The 19,630-nt window shown below is 73.4% G+C and carries 14 protein-coding genes; 10 read left to right on the top strand and 4 right to left on the bottom strand.

From position 1 onward, the window contains the following. The coding region (locus tag ACTWPW_RS21365; RefSeq protein WP_443169709.1) for a DUF7507 domain-containing protein at positions 1 to 1,019 on the top strand (1,019 nt) is incomplete at its 5' end. A gap of 2 nt (positions 1,020 to 1,021) precedes the next feature. Here ACTWPW_RS21365 and ACTWPW_RS21360 read toward each other — a convergent pair. After that, positions 1,022 to 1,468, bottom strand: coding sequence for an Lrp/AsnC family transcriptional regulator (locus ACTWPW_RS21360; protein WP_375111779.1), 447 nt, complete (start codon positions 1,466 to 1,468; stop codon positions 1,022 to 1,024). 176 nt (positions 1,469 to 1,644) lie between these two features. Here ACTWPW_RS21360 and ACTWPW_RS21355 point away from each other — a divergent pair, with 176 nt between their 5' ends. The 6 genes from ACTWPW_RS21355 (at position 1,645) to ACTWPW_RS21330 (ending at position 9,667) form a co-directional block, all read left to right on the top strand. Next, a complete protein-coding gene (locus ACTWPW_RS21355; protein ID WP_375111780.1) occupies positions 1,645 to 4,998 on the top strand; it encodes an indolepyruvate ferredoxin oxidoreductase family protein in 3,354 nt (1,117 codons plus the stop codon). Positions 4,999 to 5,017: 19 nt separating this feature from the next. After that, entirely contained in the window at positions 5,018 to 6,157 is a 1,140-nt protein-coding gene (locus ACTWPW_RS21350) for an acyl-CoA dehydrogenase family protein (RefSeq protein ID WP_375111781.1), read from the top strand. Between the two features lie 306 nt (positions 6,158 to 6,463). Beyond that, complete coding sequence (locus ACTWPW_RS21345) at positions 6,464 to 6,637, top strand: hypothetical protein (RefSeq protein WP_364131312.1); 174 nt, start codon at positions 6,464 to 6,466, stop codon at positions 6,635 to 6,637. Between the two features lie 28 nt (positions 6,638 to 6,665). Beyond that, positions 6,666 to 7,214, top strand: a complete 549-nt coding sequence (locus ACTWPW_RS21340) for a MauE/DoxX family redox-associated membrane protein (protein ID WP_443169708.1) — start codon at positions 6,666 to 6,668, stop codon at positions 7,212 to 7,214. A gap of 9 nt (positions 7,215 to 7,223) precedes the next feature. Beyond that, the gene (locus tag ACTWPW_RS21335) at positions 7,224 to 7,751 is read left to right on the top strand and encodes a TlpA disulfide reductase family protein (RefSeq protein ID WP_443169707.1); all 528 of its coding nucleotides are present in this window, start codon (positions 7,224 to 7,226) and stop codon (positions 7,749 to 7,751) included. Beyond that, entirely contained in the window at positions 7,748 to 9,667 is a 1,920-nt protein-coding gene (locus ACTWPW_RS21330; RefSeq protein ID WP_443169706.1) for an ABC transporter ATP-binding protein, read from the top strand. The genes ACTWPW_RS21335 and ACTWPW_RS21330 overlap by 4 nt, the downstream gene beginning before the upstream one ends. Here the strand turns inward: ACTWPW_RS21330 and ACTWPW_RS21325 are convergent. Next, entirely contained in the window at positions 9,601 to 10,071 is a 471-nt protein-coding gene (locus ACTWPW_RS21325) for a S26 family signal peptidase (protein ID WP_443169705.1), read from the bottom strand. The genes ACTWPW_RS21330 and ACTWPW_RS21325 overlap by 67 nt on opposite strands. Before the next feature lie 163 nt (positions 10,072 to 10,234). Further along, the gene (locus ACTWPW_RS21320; protein WP_443169704.1) at positions 10,235 to 10,927 is read right to left on the bottom strand and encodes an adenylate kinase family protein; all 693 of its coding nucleotides are present in this window, start codon (positions 10,925 to 10,927) and stop codon (positions 10,235 to 10,237) included. Between the two features lie 138 nt (positions 10,928 to 11,065). Here ACTWPW_RS21320 and ACTWPW_RS21315 point away from each other — a divergent pair, with 138 nt between their 5' ends. The 3 genes from ACTWPW_RS21315 (at position 11,066) to ACTWPW_RS21305 (ending at position 18,110) form a co-directional block, all read left to right on the top strand. Continuing rightward, positions 11,066 to 12,088, top strand: a complete 1,023-nt coding sequence (locus ACTWPW_RS21315; protein ID WP_443169703.1) for a S66 family peptidase — start codon at positions 11,066 to 11,068, stop codon at positions 12,086 to 12,088. Between the two features lie 87 nt (positions 12,089 to 12,175). After that, positions 12,176 to 13,420: a C39 family peptidase gene (locus tag ACTWPW_RS21310; protein ID WP_375111788.1), complete on the top strand. Its 1,245-nt coding sequence runs from the start codon at positions 12,176 to 12,178 to the stop codon at positions 13,418 to 13,420. A gap of 244 nt (positions 13,421 to 13,664) precedes the next feature. Continuing rightward, positions 13,665 to 18,110 carry a caspase, EACC1-associated type gene (locus ACTWPW_RS21305; RefSeq protein WP_443169702.1) on the top strand — a complete coding sequence of 1,482 codons (4,446 nt, stop codon included), beginning with the start codon at positions 13,665 to 13,667 and terminating at the stop codon, positions 18,108 to 18,110. Here the strand turns inward: ACTWPW_RS21305 and ACTWPW_RS21300 are convergent. After that, complete coding sequence (locus tag ACTWPW_RS21300; RefSeq protein ID WP_443169701.1) at positions 18,107 to 19,618, bottom strand: glycoside hydrolase family 43 protein; 1,512 nt, start codon at positions 19,616 to 19,618, stop codon at positions 18,107 to 18,109. The genes ACTWPW_RS21305 and ACTWPW_RS21300 overlap by 4 nt on opposite strands. Between the last annotated feature and the right edge of the window lie 12 nt (positions 19,619 to 19,630).

Below are 19,630 nucleotides of genomic sequence, written 5' to 3'. Positions count from 1 at the left end.
GGGACCCGGTCATGCCCCCGTCCCCCGGGCCCGCCGACCTGCGCATCGTCCAGTCCGTCACCCCGGACCCGGTGGTCATCGGCGCCGAGGCCGTCCACACGCTGACCGTCACGAACACCGGCGGCCAGGACGCCGGCGACGTCACCGTCACCGACCTGCTCGACCGGAACCTCACCCCCGGTCACCTCCCCGCCGGCTGCTCCCGCACCGACCGCACCGTCACCTGCGGCGGGCCCGGACTGACGGTCCCGGCCGGGCAGAGCGTCACCTACGAGGTCCCGGTCACCACCGACCCCGCGCTGCCGGAGGGCACGCCCCTCACCAGCCGCGTCCAGGTCACGGGCGGCGACGAGACCCGGTTCGTCACGCAGACCCGGACCATGGCCGACGTCGAGATCCTCAAGAGCGGCCCGTCCGCCGCGATGGCCGGCGACACCATCACCTACACCGTGACGGTGACCAACCACGGCCCCTCGCAGGCGAGGGACGTCCTCGTACGGGACCACACCGCGAGCCGCATCGCCGACCGGCCGGCCGAGTGCACCGGGGACGGGCCGGCTCTGATCTGCCCCATCGGCGCGCTGGCCCCGGACGAGAGCCGGACGTTCACGTTCGCCGTCACCCCGGACGCCGCGGGCACGTTCGAGAGCTGCGCCACCGTCCACACCGGCAGCCAGGAGGAGGACACCTCCGGCAACCGCTCCTGCGCCGGCACGGAGGTCGAGCCCGCCCCCGCTCCCGCCCCCGCCGAGCCGGCGACCCCCAGGGCGGAGGAGCGCAAGGACGGGCACGTCAGGCGCGAGGGCCCGGCGGAGAAGCCGGCGAGGGACCAGCCCCGGGCCGCCCCCGCCCCGGCCGCCGGCCAGGACGTGCCGCCCCCGGCGCACCACACCGGCCGGTCCCTGCCCCTGACCGGCGTGTCGGTCTGGATGCTCGGTCTCGGCGTGGCCGTCCTGCTCGCGATCGGCCTGCTCGTACGCTACTTCTCCCGCCGCGACGACACCGGCCGCACCCCCTGAGCTCACCTCGGCAGGTCCCGGGTCCACGACCCGAGCACCAGCAGCGTCTTCGTGCCCGTGACGTCCCCTGCCCGGCGCAGCCGGTCGATGACCTGCTGGAGGTGCCCCAGGTCGCGCACGCGTACCTGGATCAGCGCGTCCGGGTCGCCGGCGATCGTGAACACCGCCTGCACCTCCGGCACGTCCGTGGCGGTGCGGATGATCTCGCTGACCGGCGTCGTGCCCGGATAGCGCAGCTCGGTGAACGCCTCGATGCCCCACCCCAGCTTGGCGTAGTCGATCTGCACCGAGAAGCCGGTGATCACGCCGATCTCCTTGAGCCGGTCGACCCGCCGCTTGACCGCCGCCACCGACAGCCCGACGAGCTCGGCCATCTCCGAGAACGTCCTGCGCCCGTCCTCGCGCAGCAGCCGCAGCACATGGTGATCGATCTCGTCCACGTCAGGCACCGGGAACGCCTCCTTCAGGCGCAAATAACCTCAGCCACGAAGCCCATGAACTCATATTGTTTGCGTCTTAGGCCCGCTTTCTCATCTAATACTTGCGCACATCATGCCCTCATTGCTGTGCTGGGATCCACCGGACACATCAAGCGGGCACGTACCACAAGCCAGGAGGTTCGAGCGTGAGCGAGACTCCCGCCCCCGTGTCACTCGACGACAAGTACACGGCGCTCGACGGCAGGGTGCTCATCTCGGGCATCCAGGCCCTGGTCCGCCTGACGCTGGAACAGCGCCGGCTGGACGAGGAGCGCGGTCTGGACACCCGGGCGTTCGTCACCGGCTACCAGGGCTCGCCGCTGGGCGGCGTGGACCTGGAGATGGGGCGCGCGGCGCGGTTCCTGGAGCCGGCGGGCGTGGTGTTCAAGCCCGGGCTCAACGAGGAGCTGGCGGCCACGGCGGTGGCCGGGACGCAGCTGCTGGAGCAGGTGCCGGGCCGGCGCCACGACGGCGTGACGGGCTTCTGGTACGGCAAGAACCCCGGCCTCGACCGGGCCGCCGACGCCATCCGGCACGCGAACGTGGCGGGCACGGCCCCGCTCGGCGGCGCGGTGGCCTGGATCGGCGACGACCCCGGCTGCAAGTCCTCCACCCTGCCCAGCTCGTGCGAGCCGATGTGCCAGAGCCTGTCCATGCCGCTGCTCGCGCCCGGCTCGGTCGCGGAGATCGTCGAGTTCGGGCTGCACGCGGTGGCCATGTCGCGCGCCACCGGCCTCTGGGTGGGCCTGAAGATCGTCGCGGACATCGCCGACGCGTCCGCCACGGTGGACCTCGCCCCGCTGCGCGAGCACATCCCCGCCCCCGCGACGGCCTCCAGGGGCCCGGCCCCCATCCTGCTCGGCCCGGCCGCCCTCGACGCCGAGCACGACATGCTCACCCGCCGCCTCGACCTGGCCCGCGCGTACGCCCGGGCCCACGGCCTGAACCGGGTCATGTCCGGAGCCGGCAACACCACCCTGGGCGTCATCGCCTCCGGCGCCACCTACGCGATCGTCGAGCGGGCCCTGGCGGACCTCGGGCTGGACGAGGCGGCCATGGACGAGCACGGGCTGCGGCTGATCAGGCTCGCGATGCCGTTCCCGCTCGCGTACGACGAGCTGGCCGCCATGACGTCCGACCTCGACCGGGTGCTGGTGGTCGAGGACAAGGTGCCGTTCCTGGAGGGGCATCTCAAGCAGGCGCTGTACGGAGGCGAGCGGGCCCCGGCCGTCGTGGGCAGGGAGCTGCTGACCGCCCGGGGCACGCTGGGCGCCGAGGACGTGGCCGGGGCGATCGCGAAGTGCCTGGGCATCGCCCCGCCCCGCCGGGAGCGCGGGCGCGGCCTGCTGCCGGTGGTGGCGGCGCGCACCCCCTACTTCTGCTCCGGCTGCCCGCACAACACCTCCACCCGGACGTCGGACGACACGCTGGTCGGCGTGGGCATCGGCTGCCACGCGATGATCGCGCTGGACGGGCACGGGCGCGGCACCCAGGTCGGCATCACGCAGATGGGCGGCGAGGGTGCCCAGTGGATCGGGCTGTCGCCGTTCACCGAGGACCGGCACTTCGTACAGAACCTCGGGGACGGCACCTTCCACCACTCCGGCTCCCTGGCGATCAGGGCCGCCGTGGCCGCCGGGGTGTCGATGACGTACAAGCTGCTCTACAACGACGCCGTCGCCATGACCGGCGGGCAGCGCGCGGAGGGGCGGCTCGACGTGCCGGCGCTCACGCAGGAGCTGGCCGTCGAGGGCGTGCGCGGGATCGTGGTGACGACGCCGGAGCCGGAGACGTACCGGGGGGTCGGGCTGGCGCCGATCGCGTCCGTACGGCACCGCGACGACCTGCCCGAGGTCGAGAAGGAGCTGGCCGCGCTGGGCGGCGTGACCGTGCTGATCCACGACGACCGGTGCGCGGCCGAGGAGCGGCGGCTGCGCAAGCGTGGCAAGCTGCCCACGCCCACCCAGAAGGTCGTGATCAACGAGCGCGTCTGCGAGGGCTGCGGCGACTGCGGCGACGTCTCCACGTGCCTGTCCGTGCAGCCGGTCGAGACCGAGTACGGCCGCAAGACCCGCATCCACCAGGCCTCCTGCAACACCGACCTGAGCTGCCTCAAGGGCGACTGCCCCTCGTTCCTGCTGGTCGAGCCGGGCACCACCAGGAAGCCCCGGAAGGCGCCCGACCTGCCCGTACGCTCGCCGGAGCCTATCCCGGAGGCCAGGGACGAGGTGCTGATCAGGATGCCCGGCATCGGCGGCACCGGCGTGGTCACCGTCTCGCAGATCCTGCAGATGGCCGCCCACCTCGACGGGCTGCACGCGGCCGGGCTGGAGCAGACCGGGCTGGCGCAGAAGGGCGGGCCCGTGGTCAGCGACGTGCGAATCTCGAAGCGGCCGCCGGCCGGGTCCGTACGCGCCTCTCGGGGCGGGGCCGACGTGCTCATCGGGTTCGACGTGCTGGGCGCGGCGGCCGACGCCACCCTGGCCGTGGCCGCGCGCGAGCGCACCGTCGCCGTGCTGAACACCTCCGTGGTGCCCACCGCCGCCATGGTGACCGGCCGCGTGCCGGTGCCGGGGCACGCCGCCGCGGTGGCCCGGGTGGAGTCGGCCACCAGGGAGCAGGTCTGCGTGGACGCCCACGCGCTGTCGGAGGCGCTGTTCGGCGACCACATGCCGGCCAACCTGCTGCTGCTCGGGGCCGCGTACCAGCAGGGCTGCCTGCCCGTCAGCGCCGCCTCGATCGAGCGGGCCATCGAGCTCAACCGGGCCTCCGTCGAGCAGAACCTGGCCGCCTTCCGCTGGGGCCGCGCCGTCGTGTCCCACCCGGAGGCCGTGCGCGCGGCCGTCCTGCCCGGCGCCGAGCCGGAGCCCGAGGGCCTGGACGACGTGGTGGCCAGGCGGGTGGCCGACCTGACCGGCTACCAGAACGCCACCTACGCCCGTACGTACGCCGAGGACGTGCGCCAGGTGACGGCCCTGGCCGTGGAGCGGGCGGGCGAGGAGGCGGGCGCCGCGATCGCCCTCGCCTACGCCCGCGGCCTGCACAAGCTGATGGCCTACAAGGACGAGTACGAGGTCGCCCGCCTCCACCTCGACCCCGCCGAGCGGGAGCGGCGCGAGCGCGAGTTCGGCGCGGACGCGGTCGTTTCGGTGCTGCTGCACCCGCCGGTGCTGCGCGCGATGGGCATGAAGCGCAAGATCAAGGTACGCCGCTCGGCCGGCGTGCTCTTCCGCGGGCTGCGCGCGGCGCGGGTGCTGCGCGGGACGGCGTTCGACGTGTTCGGCCGCGCCGAGGTGCGCCGGGTGGAGCGCGAGCTGGTCACCGAGTACCGCGAGCTGGTGCGTACCGCCCTGACCCGCCTCACCCCCGCCACCGCGGCGGCCGTGACGGAGATCGCGGGCCTGCCGGACCTGGTCCGGGGGTACGAGGACATCAAGCTCGCCCGCGTCGCCGAGTTCCGGGCCCGCGCGAGCGAGGCCCTGGAAGCCCTTGCCCCGTGACCTACTACCAGGAGTGATTGTGACCGTCGACCGCCTGCTCCCCGGCCAGGACGCCAGGGACCTCATCGAGCTCACCCGGGAGATCGCCGACAAGGAGCTGGCACGCCGGGTGGACGAGCATGAGCGCGCCGAGACGTACCCGGAGGGGCTGTTCGCCACGCTGGGCGCGGCGGGGCTGCTCGGGCTGCCGTACCCGGAGGAACTCGGGGGCGGCGGGCAGCCGTACGAGGTGTACCTTCAGGTGATCGAGGAGCTGGCGATGCGCTGGGCGGCCGTCGCGGTGGCGACCAGCGTGCACACGCTCGCCTGTTACCCGGTGGCCACCTTCGGCACCCCGGAGCAGCGTGACCGGTGGCTGCCCGACATGCTGGCCGGCCACCTGATCGGCGGCTACAGCCTGTCGGAGCCGCAGGCCGGGTCCGACGCGGGCGCGCTGACGTGCCGGGCCGAGCGGGTCGAGACCGGCTACCGGATCACCGGCAACAAGGCGTGGATCACCCACGGCGGCATCGCCGACTTCTACGCCCTGTTCGCGCGCACGGGCGAGGGCTCGCGCGGCATCTCCTGCTTCCTCGCGCCGGGCTCGGCCGACGGGCTCACGTTCGGCCGGCCGGAGGAGAAGATGGGCCTGCACGCGGTGCCGACGACCAGCGCGCACTGGGACGGGGCGGTCCTGGAGGCCGACCGGCTCATCGGCGAGGAGGGCCAGGGCCTGCAGATCGCCTTCAGCGCCCTCGACTCGGGCCGCCTCGGCATCGCCGCCTGCGCCACCGGCCTGGCCCAGGCCGCCCTGGACGAGGCCGTGGCCTACGCCAAGGAGCGGCAGACGTTCGGCAAGAAGATCATCGACCACCAGGGGCTCGGCTTCCTGCTGGCGGACATGGCGGCGGCGGTGGACAGCGCCCGGGCGACGTACCTGGACGCGGCCCGGCGCCGGGACGCGGGGCTGCCGTACAGCCGGCAGGCGAGCGTGGCCAAGCTGGTCGCCACGGACGCGGCGATGAAGGTGACCACGGACGCGGTGCAGGTGCTGGGCGGGTACGGGTACACGCGGGAGTTCCGGGTGGAGCGGTACATGCGCGAGGCCAAGATCATGCAGATCTTCGAGGGCACGAACCAGATTCAGCGGCTGGTGATCAGCCGCCATCTGGCCAAATAGCCTCCGACCTGTGAAAACCCCGCCTGCCGGTGCTCGGCGGCGGGGTTCGCCGTCTTGTGCCCGGGGCCCGGCCGCGGGCACGGTGACCGTCCGTGAGGTCGTACGCCGCGAGAATCTCCACGATCCGCCCGCCGTCACTCACGCACCCGCCGGCAAGATCGCGACGTGGGCATTGAGGAGAACACCCGTATGTCAAGATCACGACCTGCCGAACGTGCCCCCCGATGTCGGCCAATCTCTCCGTTAACTAGGTGCTGTTGCTGAGTGACTGTGGGCGCGTAAAGATCCCCCCGCAAGGAGGTCGCCATGATCCGCGCACTCAACAAGCTGGGAGACCGCTTCCTCGACAAGCTCCTGCCCTCGGCCGACGCCTCGGCCGCGTGCTGGACCGAATGGTGCTGCCAGGGCAAGTTCTGCCGAACCTGCTGCTACCACGACCACAACGGCACGGTCAGCTGCGGCAGCTTCGACTACTGCTGACGCGTCCTTCCGATCCCCAGTGACAGCCATGCAGTACGTCGTGCCGGCCTGCCGGGTGGCGATAGCAGTCGTCTTCCTGGTGGCGGTGCTCGGAAAGGTGCGCGGCAAGTCCGCGTTCGCGAGTTTCCGCGTGTCCGTGCGCGGCCTGGTCCCTCTGGGGTCGCGGGCCTCCACGGCGCTGAGCGGCGCGGTCGTCCTCGCGGAAGGATGCGTCGTCGTACTGCTGGCGATCCCCGGGACAGTGCGGGCCGGCCTGGTGCTGGCCGGCACCGTCCTGGCGGGTTTCTGCGCCGGCATCGTCAGGGCGATGCGTTCGGGCTCCACGACGCCGTGCAGGTGCTTCGGCGTCACCGGAACGCCGCTCGGCGGGCGCCACCTCGTCCGCAACGCCGGGCTGCTCGCGCTCGTCGCGGCCGGGCTGCTCGCGCTCGTCGCCGGCGGGCCGGTGCCGGGCAGCACCTCTCCGCATCCCGCGGGCGTCTCCCTGAGCGTGCTGGTCGGGGCCGTGCTCGCCGTCATCGTGATCTTCTTCGACGACCTCGCCGACCTGTTCGCCGCCCAGCCGCGCCGCCCCTGAGGAGCTCGTATGCCGTATCTCGTCGCCGCCGTCATCGTCGTCGGACTGCTGTGCCTGGTGGATCTGGTGCTGACCCTGGCGGTGATCCGCCGCCTGCGCGAGCACACGCTGCGGCTGGCGGAGCTGGGGCCGACGCGTGCTCCGCTGGTGCAGCCGGGAACGACGCTCGGCGATTTCAGCGCGACCGCTGTCGGCGGGGAGACCGTGTCGCGCGCGTTCTTCTCGGGGCCCTCCGTGGTGGCGGTGTTCTCCACCGAGTGCGCGTCCTGCCACGAGCGGCTGCCGGAGTTCACGTCCTACCTGGCCGACACCCGCCCCGAACGCGTGCTGGCCGTGGTCACCGGCGACTCCGACGAGGCCCGGCGGTTCACCCGCGAGCTGACCTCGGTCACCGTCGTGCTCGAGCCGATGGGCGGGCCGGTGAGCCGGGCGTTGCAGGTCTCCCAGTTCCCCAGCTTCTACCTGGTCGACGGTGACGCGGTGGTCGTGGCCGCCGACACCGCCCCGGGCCGGCTGCCGGCGGCCACCCGCCGATGACCTCTCCTGCCGGGCACGGCGGCACCGCCCGGCGGCGGCGGTTTCGCGCGGCCGCGGCGCTGGCCTGGCGGGCGCACCCGGCCGCCGTGCTGGCATCCGGGACCACGGTGCTGCTCATGGGCCTGGTCCCGGTGGTCACCGCGTGGCTGATCAAGCTCGTTCTCGACGGCCTGGCGGCCGGGGCGGGCCCCGCCGAGCTGCTCCCGCAGGGCGTGGCTCTCGCCGTGACCGGCCTGGCGGGTGCGGCCCTGCCCCCGGTCGCGGAGTACGCCCAGGAGCAGTTGCGCCGCGCGCTCCAGGTGCTGATCCAGGACCGCCTGTTCCAGGCCGTCAACGCCCACCCGGGGCTGAGCCGGTTCGAGAACCCGGTCTTCCACGACCAGGTACGCCTGGCGCAGGAGGCCGGCCAGAACGCGCCGCAGCGGATCGTCCGCTCCTGCCTGGGGATCGCCCAGGGAGCCGTGACCCTCGCCGGATTCACCGCGGCGCTGGCGGCCTTGGCTCCGGGGATGATCCTCGTCGTGGCGCTCTCCGCCATCCCCTCGGTCCGCGCCCAGCTCGACCTGTCCCGGCGTCGCGCCGGGATGATGTGGGGCGTCAGTGCGGGGACCCGGCGGCAGATCTTCTTCGCCAACCTGCTCACCAGCCCCGACGCGGCCAAGGAGATCCGGCTGTTCGGCCTCGGCGACTTCCTGCGCGCCAGGATGCTGGGCGAGCTGCGCGCGGTCAACGCCGCCGAGCAGGGGCTGGCTCGCAGGACGCTGCGTACCCAGGGGTCGCTGTCGCTGATCGGGGCGGCCGTCGCCGCGCTCGGCCTGCTCTGGGCGATCACCGGGGCCGCGTCGGGCGCGCTGAGCGTCGGCGACGTCGCCGTGTTCGTCGCGGCCGTCGCCGGGGTGCAGTCCGCGCTCACGTCGGTCGTCGCGCAGTCGGCCGATGCGCACAACGCGTTGCTGATGTTCGGGCACTACCTCGACGTCGTGGCCGACGCGCCCGACCTGCCCGTCCCCCGGCATCCGCGCCCCGTCCCCTCGCTGCGCGAGGGCATCGAGGTGCGCGACGTGTGGTTCCGGTACGACGACGCGCACCCGTGGGTGCTGCGCGGGGTCGACCTGTTCATCCCCCGGGGCGGCTCCCTCGCCCTGGTCGGGCTGAACGGTGTCGGCAAGAGCACCCTGGTCAAGCTGATCTGCAGGCTGTACGACCCGGTACGCGGGTCCATCCGCTGGGACGGCGTCGACCTGCGGGAGATGGATCCCGCCGAGCTGCGCGGCCGCATCGGCGCGGTGTTCCAGGACTACATGTCCTACGACCTGAGCGCGGCCGAGAACATCGGGCTCGGCGACGTCGCGGCGGTCGACGACCGGGACCGGGTCGAGGCCGCCGCCAGGCTGGCCGGCGTCCACGAGACGATCGACGGGCTGCCGCGGGGCTACGACACGCTGCTGAGCCGGATCTTCTTCGGCGACCGGGACGACCCCCAGGCCGGGGTGGTGCTGTCCGGCGGGCAGTGGCAGCGCCTCGCCCTGGCCCGCGCCCTGATGCGCGAGGGCCGGGACCTGCTCGTGCTCGACGAGCCGAGCTCCGGCCTGGACGCGCAGGCCGAGCACGCCATCCATCAGAGCCTGCGCCGCCACCGGGCGGGGCGGACCAGCCTGCTGATCTCGCACCGGCTGGGCGCGGTGCGGGAAGCGGACGTGATCGTCGTCCTCGCCGAGGGGCGGATCGCCGAGCGTGGCTCCCACACCGAGCTGATGGCGCTGGGAGGGCAGTACGCGAAGCTGTTCACCCTGCAGGCTCGGGGCTACGAGCCGACGGGCTCCCGGAGCTCGCCGGCCGTCCCGGACCTTCAGGATTCGCCCGAAGGGGCGAGCCCGCGGACGACGACGCCGAGCACGCGGTCGACGGGCACGTAACCCCACGCCCTCGAATCCTCGCTGACCGGCCCGTCACCGAGGACGACCAGCCGGCCCGCCGGCACCGTGTCACCCGGCGACGCCCCTACGCGAGCCATGACCTGGGCGGGAACCGGGTCACCCGGCACGGCCACCGCGCGCTTGATGAACCACCTGGCCGCGCCCGGCTGCGGCAGCGGCCCGGTACGCCACCGTCCCCCGGGCAGCACCGTCTGCAGCACCACGACCTGGCCGCGCCCGACACCCGCCCCTGCGGTCCTGCGGACGAGCACCCGGTCGCCCGTGCGGTAGGTCGGCAGCATGCTCGCCCCGCTGATCCGGACGATGACGAAGCGACGCCGGGCGACGACCAGCCCGGCGGCCAAAGCCACGATCGGGGCCAGCAGGATCATGACGCGCCGCACAGGGACCCTCCCAAGTCGATCATCACCAGTGGACTGCCGACACTAGCGCCCACTGTCGCTACGGTGTACACCCGCAGCGCATCGGTGGCGGGGATGAACGCGGTCCACACACGAGCACACGCGTCAGTCGTGGCCTTCGAACCGTGAGCGAGCAGCCCGGTGATCAGCGGCCACCCGGCTGCTCGCTGAGCGCGGCGGTGTCCTCCTGGGCGGGAAGGTACGGCGGGAGGTTGAAGCGGGTGCGGATGGTGCGCTGGACGGTGGCCTTGTCGGCGCGGGCGTCGATGGTCATGACGTACTCCTTGCGCCTGAACAGCTCCAGCACCGGGTCGACCTTGCTGTGGTAGTCGCTCAGCCGGCGGGCCAGCGCGTCCGGGGTGTCGTCCTCGCGGCTCACCAGCTCCCCGCCGCACACGTCGCACCGGCCCTCCTGCTCCGGCCGGTGGGCGATGAGGTTGTAGTCCATGCCGCAGCGCGAGCAGAGCCGCCGGGCCAGGACGCGCCGGCGTACCTCCGCGTCGGGCAGGTCCAGGTGGATCACCCCGTCGAGGTCGTAACTCTCCAGGAAGAACTCCGCCTGGCGGCGGTTGCGCGGGAAGCCGTCGATGACGAATCCGTAGTTCCAGTCGTGCAGTTGCAGGCGGTCCCTGACCACGTCCTCCACCAGGTCGTCGCCCACCAGCTCCCCCGCGGCTACCAGGCGCCGGACCTGGGCGCCGAGCTTGGTGTGGTTCTTGACGTGCCAGCGGAAGATGTCGCCGACGCTGATGTGCACCAGGTCGAGGTCGGCGGCGAGCAGGGCGCTCTGCGTGCCCTTGCCGCTCCCCTGTACGCCCATGATCACGTATTTCCGCATGTCCCACTTCCCGGGGGCTGTTTCATGTCCTGAGAATCGTCACCCTCCCATCTGGTGTTCATGCCTGGGAAGATGCGTGTGGTGTGGCGGCACGGAGCCGATGAAACGGGGGCGACAGGCATGCCAAGATCCTTCGGTATGAGATACCCCGCCCCCCTTCGTCCCGGTGACCGGATCGGCGTCACCGCCCCCTCCGCCGGTGTGGACGACGGCCTGCGAGCCCGCCTCGACGTGGCGATCCGTACGGTCGAAGCCCGCGGGTACGAGGTGATCGTCGGCTCGTGCATGGACGGGACGGGGCACGTCAGCGCACCGGCGGCCGACCGCGCGCGCGAGCTGACGGGCCTGCTCACCGACCCCGCCGTCAAGGCCGTCGTGCCCCCGTGGGGCGGGCAGACCGCGATCGACCTGCTGCCCCTGCTCGACTGGGACGCCCTGCGCGCGGCCGAGCCGACCTGGGTCGTGGGGTTCTCGGACATGTCGACGATCATCACGCCCCTGACCCTGCTCACCGGCGTCGCCACCGTGCACGGCAACAACCTGATGGACACCCCCTACCGCGCCCCGGAAGGGCTGCTCACCTGGCTCGACATCGTGACGATGGCCCCGGGCACGACGTTCACCCAGGTCCCGCCGAACCGGCACCGCGCGCAGGGCTGGGACGACTACCGGACGGCACCGGAGGTGAACGAGTTCACGCTCGACACCCCCGGCCGGTGGCGGCGGCTCGACGGTGACGGCGACGTGCTGGCCGAGGGGCGGCTGATCGGGGGCTGCGTCGAGACGTTGTCCGACGTCGCCGGCACGCCGTACGCCGACGTGCCCGCCTTCGCCCGGGCCGCCGCGCCGGACGGGCTCCTGGTGTACGTGGAGGCCGGCGGGCACGACGCGGGCGACGTCTGCCGCCAGCTGCACGGCATGCGCCTGGCCGGCTTCTTCACCGGCGCGAACGCCGTGCTCGTCGGCCGCACCAACGCCCCCGGCACGGCGGGGCTCACCCAGCACGAGGCCGTCCTCGACGCGCTGGGCGGGCTCGGCGTGCCGATCGTCGCCGACGTCGAGTGCGGGCACGTGCCGCCGTACCTGCCGATCGTGAACGGCGCCCGCGGCCGGCTCGTGTGCACCGCGGACCGGAACGAGCTCACCCAGACCCTCGGCTGAGGCGCTGATACGTAGATTTCCCGATGCTTTGCCGGCCCGCTGCGCCTAATGTCGGCCGCACCGAGCGCCTTCCGAGAAGGTGGGTCCATGCGCGCGCTGATCGTGTTCCTGTCCGCCCTCGCCCTGGTCACGACCGTTACCTCCCCCGCCGGCGCCAAACCGGCCGCGGCCACCCCCGACGTGGTCTTCCAGCGGGCCGACTTCTCCTCCGGCACCCCGGAGGGCACGACGTCCGGCAGCGGGCTGTCGTTCGGCTCCGCCGCCGGGACGATCTCCCACACCGACGCCCTGGGCACCAAGACCTGGGAGTACGCCCGCTGGACCGGCCCGGAGCGGGACATCGGCTTCCCGGCCACCGAGCTGATCGCCTCCTGGACCGCGGACGTCCCGCCGGGGAGCTGGCTGCAGGTCGAGGCCCGCGGCCGGAACGCGGAAGGCCTGACCAAGTGGTACTCCCTGGGGCGCTGGTCCTACGCCGAAGGTGACATCCTGCGCACCTCGGTGCCGAACCAGGGTGACGCGGACGCCTCGGTGGCCGTGGACACGCTGGTCGCCGCGGCGGGCAAGCCCATGAGCGGCTACCAGCTCCGCCTGACCCTCTACCGGACGCCGGGCTCGTCGGTGACGCCCCGCGTGCGTACGTCCGGCGTGATGAGCTCCAACGTGCCCGAGCGCAAGACCGTGCCGGTCAGCCCCGGCGGCGGCGCGTGGGGCACGGAGCTGGCGGTGCCGCGCCGCTCCCAGAACGTCCACCAGGGCCACTACCCCGAATGGGACGGCGGCGGCGAGGCGTGGTGCAGCCCCACCTCGACGACCATGGTGCTGGGCTACTGGGACAAGTGGCCGAGCGCGCAGGACACCTCCTGGGTCGATCCCTCCGACCCGAACCCCGAGGTCGACTACGCCGCCCGCTACACCTACGACCACGCCTACCAGGGCGCGGGCAACTGGCCGTTCAACACCGCCTACGCCGGACGGTACGGGCTGGACGGGTTCGTCACGCGGCTGCGGTCGCTGACCGAGCTGGAGCTGCTCGTCAAGGCGGGCGTCCCGGTCATCACCTCGCAGTCGTTCAAGAAGGGCGAGCTGCCCGGCGCCGGGTACGGCACCAACGGTCACCTCATGGCGATCGTCGGCTTCACCTCGACCGGCGACGTGATCGCCAACGACCCGGCCTCCCCCAGCAACTCGGCCGTACGGCACGTCTATCCGCGCGCCGACTTCGAGAACGTGTGGCTGCGCAGCTCCAGCAGCGGCGGCGTGGCGTACGTCATCCACCCGCCGGACCACGCCCTGCCGGCCACGACGCCGGGCCTGCCCGCCAACTGGTGACCCTCCAGGCCGTCGCGCGGAGCTCGGCCATATGCCATCTTCTGCCCCTCGGTACGGTGATCGGTCATCCGTATTGTGGCGCTCCGAAGTTGACCGAGCACTCGACGCCCGGCCAAGAGGTGCGTACCCTAACAACCGGGAAACGGGGGGTATCCCGCGTTCCCGTCGCTGCATGCGCCGGTCGGGGGGTCGCCGTGCACCGCGACCTTCCCCCGATCGACTCCCCACTGCCGTGGAGCGCCGTATGACCGAGGACGAATCTACGACGCTCGAGAAGACCCGGCTCGTGCGACCTCTCCGGCGGAACACTCCACCCCTGCTCCTCGCGTCCGAGGGTGCCCGGGTGCTGGTCGCGGGCACGGGGACGCACCGTCCAGCCTCGCGCCTGCCCGAGGCGCGCGCCGTCCCGGCGACCGTCGCCGACGTCGGCCAGTGCCTGGTCGAGCGGGCGGGCCTGGCACCGGCGAGCCTGACCACGGTGCTCGACCCGGCCACCCCGGCCAACCTGGGCGAGGCCCTGGACCGGGTGGCGCGCGAGGCGACCAGCGTCCTGATGTTCCACTATGTCGGGCATGGGGTGTTCAGCCCCGACAACGAGCTGCACCTGGCCACGCGGGCCACGGTGGACCTGGGGCAGGGGCCGCCCGGCTACCAGGCGCTGCCGTACTCGGTGGTGCGCCAGATCCTGTCCTCGTCGCGGGCCGACCTCGTCGTCGTGGTCCTGGACTGCTGCTTCACCGGGGGCGCCCGGCCGGTGCCGGCGAAGGCCATGGAGCAGACGCTCGACTGGCCCGGGGCGTACGTGCTGGCGTCGTCGAGCAAGGACGAGAACTCCTGGGCGCTGCCCGGGGTCCGGCACACGGCGCTCAGCGGGGGGCTGCTCCGGCTGCTGAACGAGGGCGACCCGGCGGGGCCGGCGACGTTCACTCTGGACCACGTCCACCACCACCTGGCCCGCGCCCTGCCCGTCGCCGGCTTCCCGCGCCCGCGGCGGCAGGCCGGCGAGCTCAAGGAGCTGCCGCCGCTCGCGGTCAACCCCGCGCACGACGTGCCCACCACCAGGTCGGGGCCGCCGATGACCTCGCCCGGCGACCTGAACAGCCCCTACCGTGGGCTGGCCGCCTACGGGACCGAGCACGCCGACCTGTTCTTCGGCCGCGAGGAGCCGACCCGGTCGCTGCTGACGCGCGTCCGCCAGGCGTTCCGGTCCGCCGGGCCGCCGGTGGTCATCGGGAAGCAGGCGTTCGAGGCCGGCGGCCCGCTCATCGTCACCGGCCCGTCGGGCTGCGGGAAGACCTCGCTGCTGCGTGCCGGCCTGATCCCCGCGCTGGGGGACGAGCCCGGCCGCTGCCTCGTGCTGACGCCCGGCGCGCAGCCGACGGCCAGGCTGGCGCGCGAGCTGGCCGCGCTGGGCGGGGGCGACCCCGAGCGGCTGCGCGCGGTCATCGAGTCGGACCCGGGCGCGGCCCGGCGCGGGCTGCCGGCGCGGACGTTGCTGGTGGTGGACCAGTTCGAGGAGCTGTTCACCCACTGCGCCGAGGAGGCGGCCCGGCGGCGCTTCGTCGAGGCGCTCACCGAGCTGTCCCGTTCGGCGGCGGTGGTGATCGCCGTCCGGGGCGACTTCTTCGGCCGCTGCGCGGCCTACCCCGGGCTGCTGGAGACGATGCGGCGGCCCGAGATCGTCGCTCCCATGTCCGGGGCCGAGCTGCTCCGGGTGATCGACGAGCCCGCGATCCGCTCCGGGCTGTCCCTCGAACCCGGGCTCGCCGAGCTCGTCCTGGAGGACCTCCAGGCGCTGGACGACGACCTGCTCCCGAAGCTCTCGCACGCGCTGCTGGCGACCTGGCAGAAGCGTTCCGGCGGGGTGCTCACCATGGCCGGTTACCGCGCGGCCGGCGGCGTCGCGCGGGCGGTGGCGATGAGCGGGGAGGAGACGCTGCGGCGGCTCGGCGCGGAGTTCGAGCCGGTCGCGCGCGGCCTGCTGGTCCGGCTGGTCCACGTGGACGAGCAGGGCGGCGGCATGCGCGGGCGGGTTCCGGTCGCCGAGCTGAGCTCCGGTACGGCGTCCGTCGAGGGGCAGGTGCTGGCGGAGTTCGTCCGCGCGCGGCTGGTCACGGTGGACGGGGACCAGGCGGAGATCGCCCACGAAGCGCTCATCCGCGCCTGGCCCCGGCTCGCGAGCTGGGCCGAGACGAACCGGGCCGGGCTGCTCGTGCGGCGGCGGCTGGCCGAGGACGCGGAGATGTGGCACCGGGACGGGCAGGGCTCCGCGTACCTGTACGCCGACGACCGCCTCGCGACCGCCGAGGCGGCCGTGACCGGCGATCCACCCGCGTCCGGGGTGGCAGTCCAGCCCGCGGGCGGGATCGGGCCGGTCGAGCGGGAGTTCCTCGCCGCGTCCCGCCGGCGGCAGCGGCGCCGCTCCCTGATCGCCCGCGGCGCCATCGCCACCCTCACCCTGCTCCTCCTCGTGGCGGCGGCGGGCGGGGTGGTGGCCCTCCTCCAGAGCAGGCAGGCGAGCACCCTGGCCGGCAACGCGACCGCGCTGCGCGACCAGGCGCTCTCCCGCCAGGTGGCCGCGGCCGCCAACGCCGCCCAGGACACCTCGCTCGGATCCCAGCTCGCCCTGGCCGCCTACCGCGTCTCGGCCACCCCGGAGGCCCGCGGCGCGCTCCTCGGCTCGCTCTCCCGCCCGGTCGGCGCCCGGATGATCGGCCACACCGCGCCGGTCGAGCGGGTGGCCTACCGCCCCGACGGCCGCGTGGCCGTCACCGCCTCGGGCGACTCCACCGCCAGGCTCTGGAACGTCGCCGACCCCCTCCGCCCCACGAGCCTGGGCGTCGTGAAGGGGCACACGGGCGGCGTGGTCGCGGTGGCGTTCAGCCAGGACGGCAAGATCCTGGCGACCGGGTCCGCCGACGGCACGGCCCGGCTGTGGGACGTCTCCAACACCGCCGCCCCACGCGCCCTGGCCACGATCAAGGGCCACAAGGAGCAGGTCGGCTCCGTGTCGTTCAGCCCCAAGGGCGGCATCCTGGCCACCTCGTCCAACGACGGCACGGCGCGCCTGTGGGACATCAAGGACACGGCCAAGCCGAGCGCGCTCTCCATCCTGCGCCAGGAGACCGACCTGACCAGGGCGGTCTTCAGCCCGGACGGCCGCCTGCTCGCGGTCACCGCCACCGGCGGCACGATCACGCTCCTCGACGTGCTGACCCCCGCGAAGCCGACGAGCCTGGCGACGCTGACCTCGTCGGAGGGCGGTGTCCGGAGCGTCGCGTTCGCCCCCGACGGCCGCCACCTCGCCACGTCCTCCGGCACCGGGAAGGTCGAGGTGTGGAACATCACCGCGGCCAAGCTCGCCGGCACCGCGAGCGGGCACTCCGCCGCCGTGGACGACGTCGCGTTCAGCGCCGACGGCAACGTCCTGGCCAGCGCCTCCGCCGATGCCACCGTCGGTCTGTGGAGCGTGGAGGACCCGGCGCAGCCCGAGCTCACCGCCACGCTGGCCGGGTTCCCCGACGCGGTGACGGGGGTGGCGTTCAGCCCGAACAGCCAGAACCTGGCCACCTCCGCGACCGACGGCGTCGCCCGCCTGTGGAACGTCTCCAACGCCGCCCGCGTCGCCCCCCGCGCCCGCCTCGCCCGGCACACCGGCCAGGTCAACGGGCTGGCGATCGCCAAGAGCGGCCGCGTGCTCGCCACCGCCTCCGACGACAGGACCGTCCGGCTCTGGGACATCGCCGACCCGGCGGTGTCCGCCCCGCAGTCCACCCTGACGGGGCACACCGGCCAGGTCATGGGGGCCGCGTTCAGCCCCGACGGCACCCGCCTGGTCACCGCCTCCCTGGACAAGACGGCCAGGATCTGGGACGTCTCCGCGCCCGAGAGCCCGAAGCTCCTGGGCACGCTGACGGGTCACACCGACGGCGTGCGCGCGGCCGCGTACAGCGGGGACGGGAAGATGGTCGCGACGACCGGACTCGACGGCAGGACGCTGCTGTGGAACGTGGCCACGCCCGCCAGCCCCAAGCAGCTCACGGCGCTCGGGGTCGCCGACCGGCGGATGAACGTGGCCGCCTTCCGCCCGGACGGCAAGGTCCTGGCCACCGGTTCCGGCACCTCCTCCGTACGGCTCTGGGACATCTCGAAGCCCGCCGACCCGCAGTCGCTGGAGACCTTCTCCGCCCACTCCGGCGGCGTGCTCGACCTGCGGTTCAGCAAGGACGGCAAGACGCTGGCCACGGCGTCGTCGGACGGCACGGCCCGCCTGTGGGACGTCACCACCCCCGCGAAGCCCAGGCGCCTGTCGGACCTGCCGGCGCAATCCGGCGACGTGACCGGGGTCGCCTTCAGCGCCGACGACCGCACGCTCGCCACGGCCGCCCAGGACGGGACCGTCCGGGTCTGGAACGTGGTCGACCTCGCCGCCCCCACGCTCTGGGCCGTGTTCGCCGACCGGACCGCGGGGGCCGGCGACGTGGAGCTCGGCCCGGACGGCACCGTGCTGGCCGGCACGTCCGGCAGCGCCGTCCAGCTCTGGGCGCTGAACGTGGAACAGGCGAGCGCGAACGTCTGCGAGGCCGCCGGCACCTCGATCACCCGGGCCGAGTGGGCCCGGCACCTCCCCGGCCGCCCGTACGCTCCGCCCTGCACCGCCTCGACCTCGACCCCGACCCCGGGCGGCTAGCGGTAGGTCGTGTCCCGGAAGGTGGCCCGGCACCCCTCGCCGGCCAGGTCCTGCACCCACAGGCCGGCGAAGGCGCCGGTGAAGCCGAAGGAGCGGATCTGGCCGTCGATGATCTCGTCGGCGTACTCGTCGGACAGGATGGTGGCGTCCAGCTCCACGGGCAGGGTCTCGCCGTCGCACGAGAAGCGCAGCACGGGGCCGTCGAACTCGAGCCCGAGCCTGGTCGCCGGCCCGGCCGTGAGGTGCGCAGTGTGGTGCACGGTGCGGGCGCCCCGGTCGCTGCCGGTCAGGACCAGGCCGTCGGTGGTGAGCGCGAGGTGGTACCAGTTGCGGGAGTTGTAGTAGGCGGTGATTCCGGCTGACTGGTGCACGGTGCCCGGCTCGAACGTCACGCTCGTCTCCAGGGTGAACCTCGTGCCGGTGACGCGGCGGGCGACCAGGCTGGGGGCGCGCCGCCCGTACGGGGACTGCCCGCCCGTGATCGTCACCCCGCCGTCGTCGTCGAAGGTCACCCAGTCGGGCGAGGCCGGCCGGCGCAGGGTACTCCAGTCGTCGGCCACCGGCCTCGGGTGCGGCGACAGGGCGGGCGCCGGCCACGGGTGCGGTGGCAGGGCGGGCGCGGGCACCTCGACGGCGGGCACTCCCCCGGCCACCCGGGGCCAACCGTCCACCCACTCGACCCGCTGGATGGCGCTCTCCCGCCCCAGCACGCACCGGCCGCGCGGCGTGTAGGGGCGGGCGGCCAGGTGGGCGAGGTACCACTCGCCGTCCTGGGTCCGCACGAGGCAGCCGTGCCCGGCCTTCTGCAGCTCCAGGCCGGGATCGTGGGCGGCGGTGAGCATCGGCCCGGCCGGGTCGTCCTCGTACGGGCCCTCCAGCGAGCGGGACCTGAGCACGCTCACGCGGTGCTCGTAGCCGGTGCCGCCCTCGGCCACCATCAGGTAGTACCAGCCGCCGACCCGGTAGACGTGCGGCCCCTCCGTGATGCTCCGGTTGTCCAAAATCAGCCGCGGCTCGCCGCCCCCGGCCAGCGGCCGCAGCTCGATCCCGGCGAACCCGCGCCCGGGACGGGAGTCGAAGACCATGTACAGCAGGTGCGTGGTGCCGTCCTCGTCATGGAACAACGAGGCGTCGAACCCGCGCCCCGGCAGCCTGACCGGATCCGACCAGGGCCCTTCGATCGCGGGCGCGGTGGTCAGGTAGTTGGCGACGTCCTTGTACCCGTGCGCGTAGGTGTCCATCACGCTGTAGACCAGGTGGAACAGCCCGTTCGCGTACGTCAGGTCCGGCGCCCAGACACCCCCCGAGTCGGGCACCCCGGACAGGTCCAGCAGCCTCCGCTCGCCCAGAATGCCGCCCAGCGGGCGCCAGTTGACCAGGTCACGCGAGTGGTGGACGCGGACGCCCGGGTACCACTCGAAGGTCGAGGTGGCCAGATAGTAGTCGTCACCGACCCGCAGGATGGACGGGTCAGGGTGGAAACCGGGCAGCACGGGGTTACGGATCATTCAACTCTCCAC

The sequence above is a fragment of the Nonomuraea sp. KM90 genome, assembly GCF_052246675.1.
Classification (GTDB): Bacteria; Actinomycetota; Actinomycetes; order Streptosporangiales; family Streptosporangiaceae; genus Nonomuraea.
Note: the sequence above shows the minus strand (reverse complement) of the source record. Positions and strands in the feature narration are given on the sequence as shown.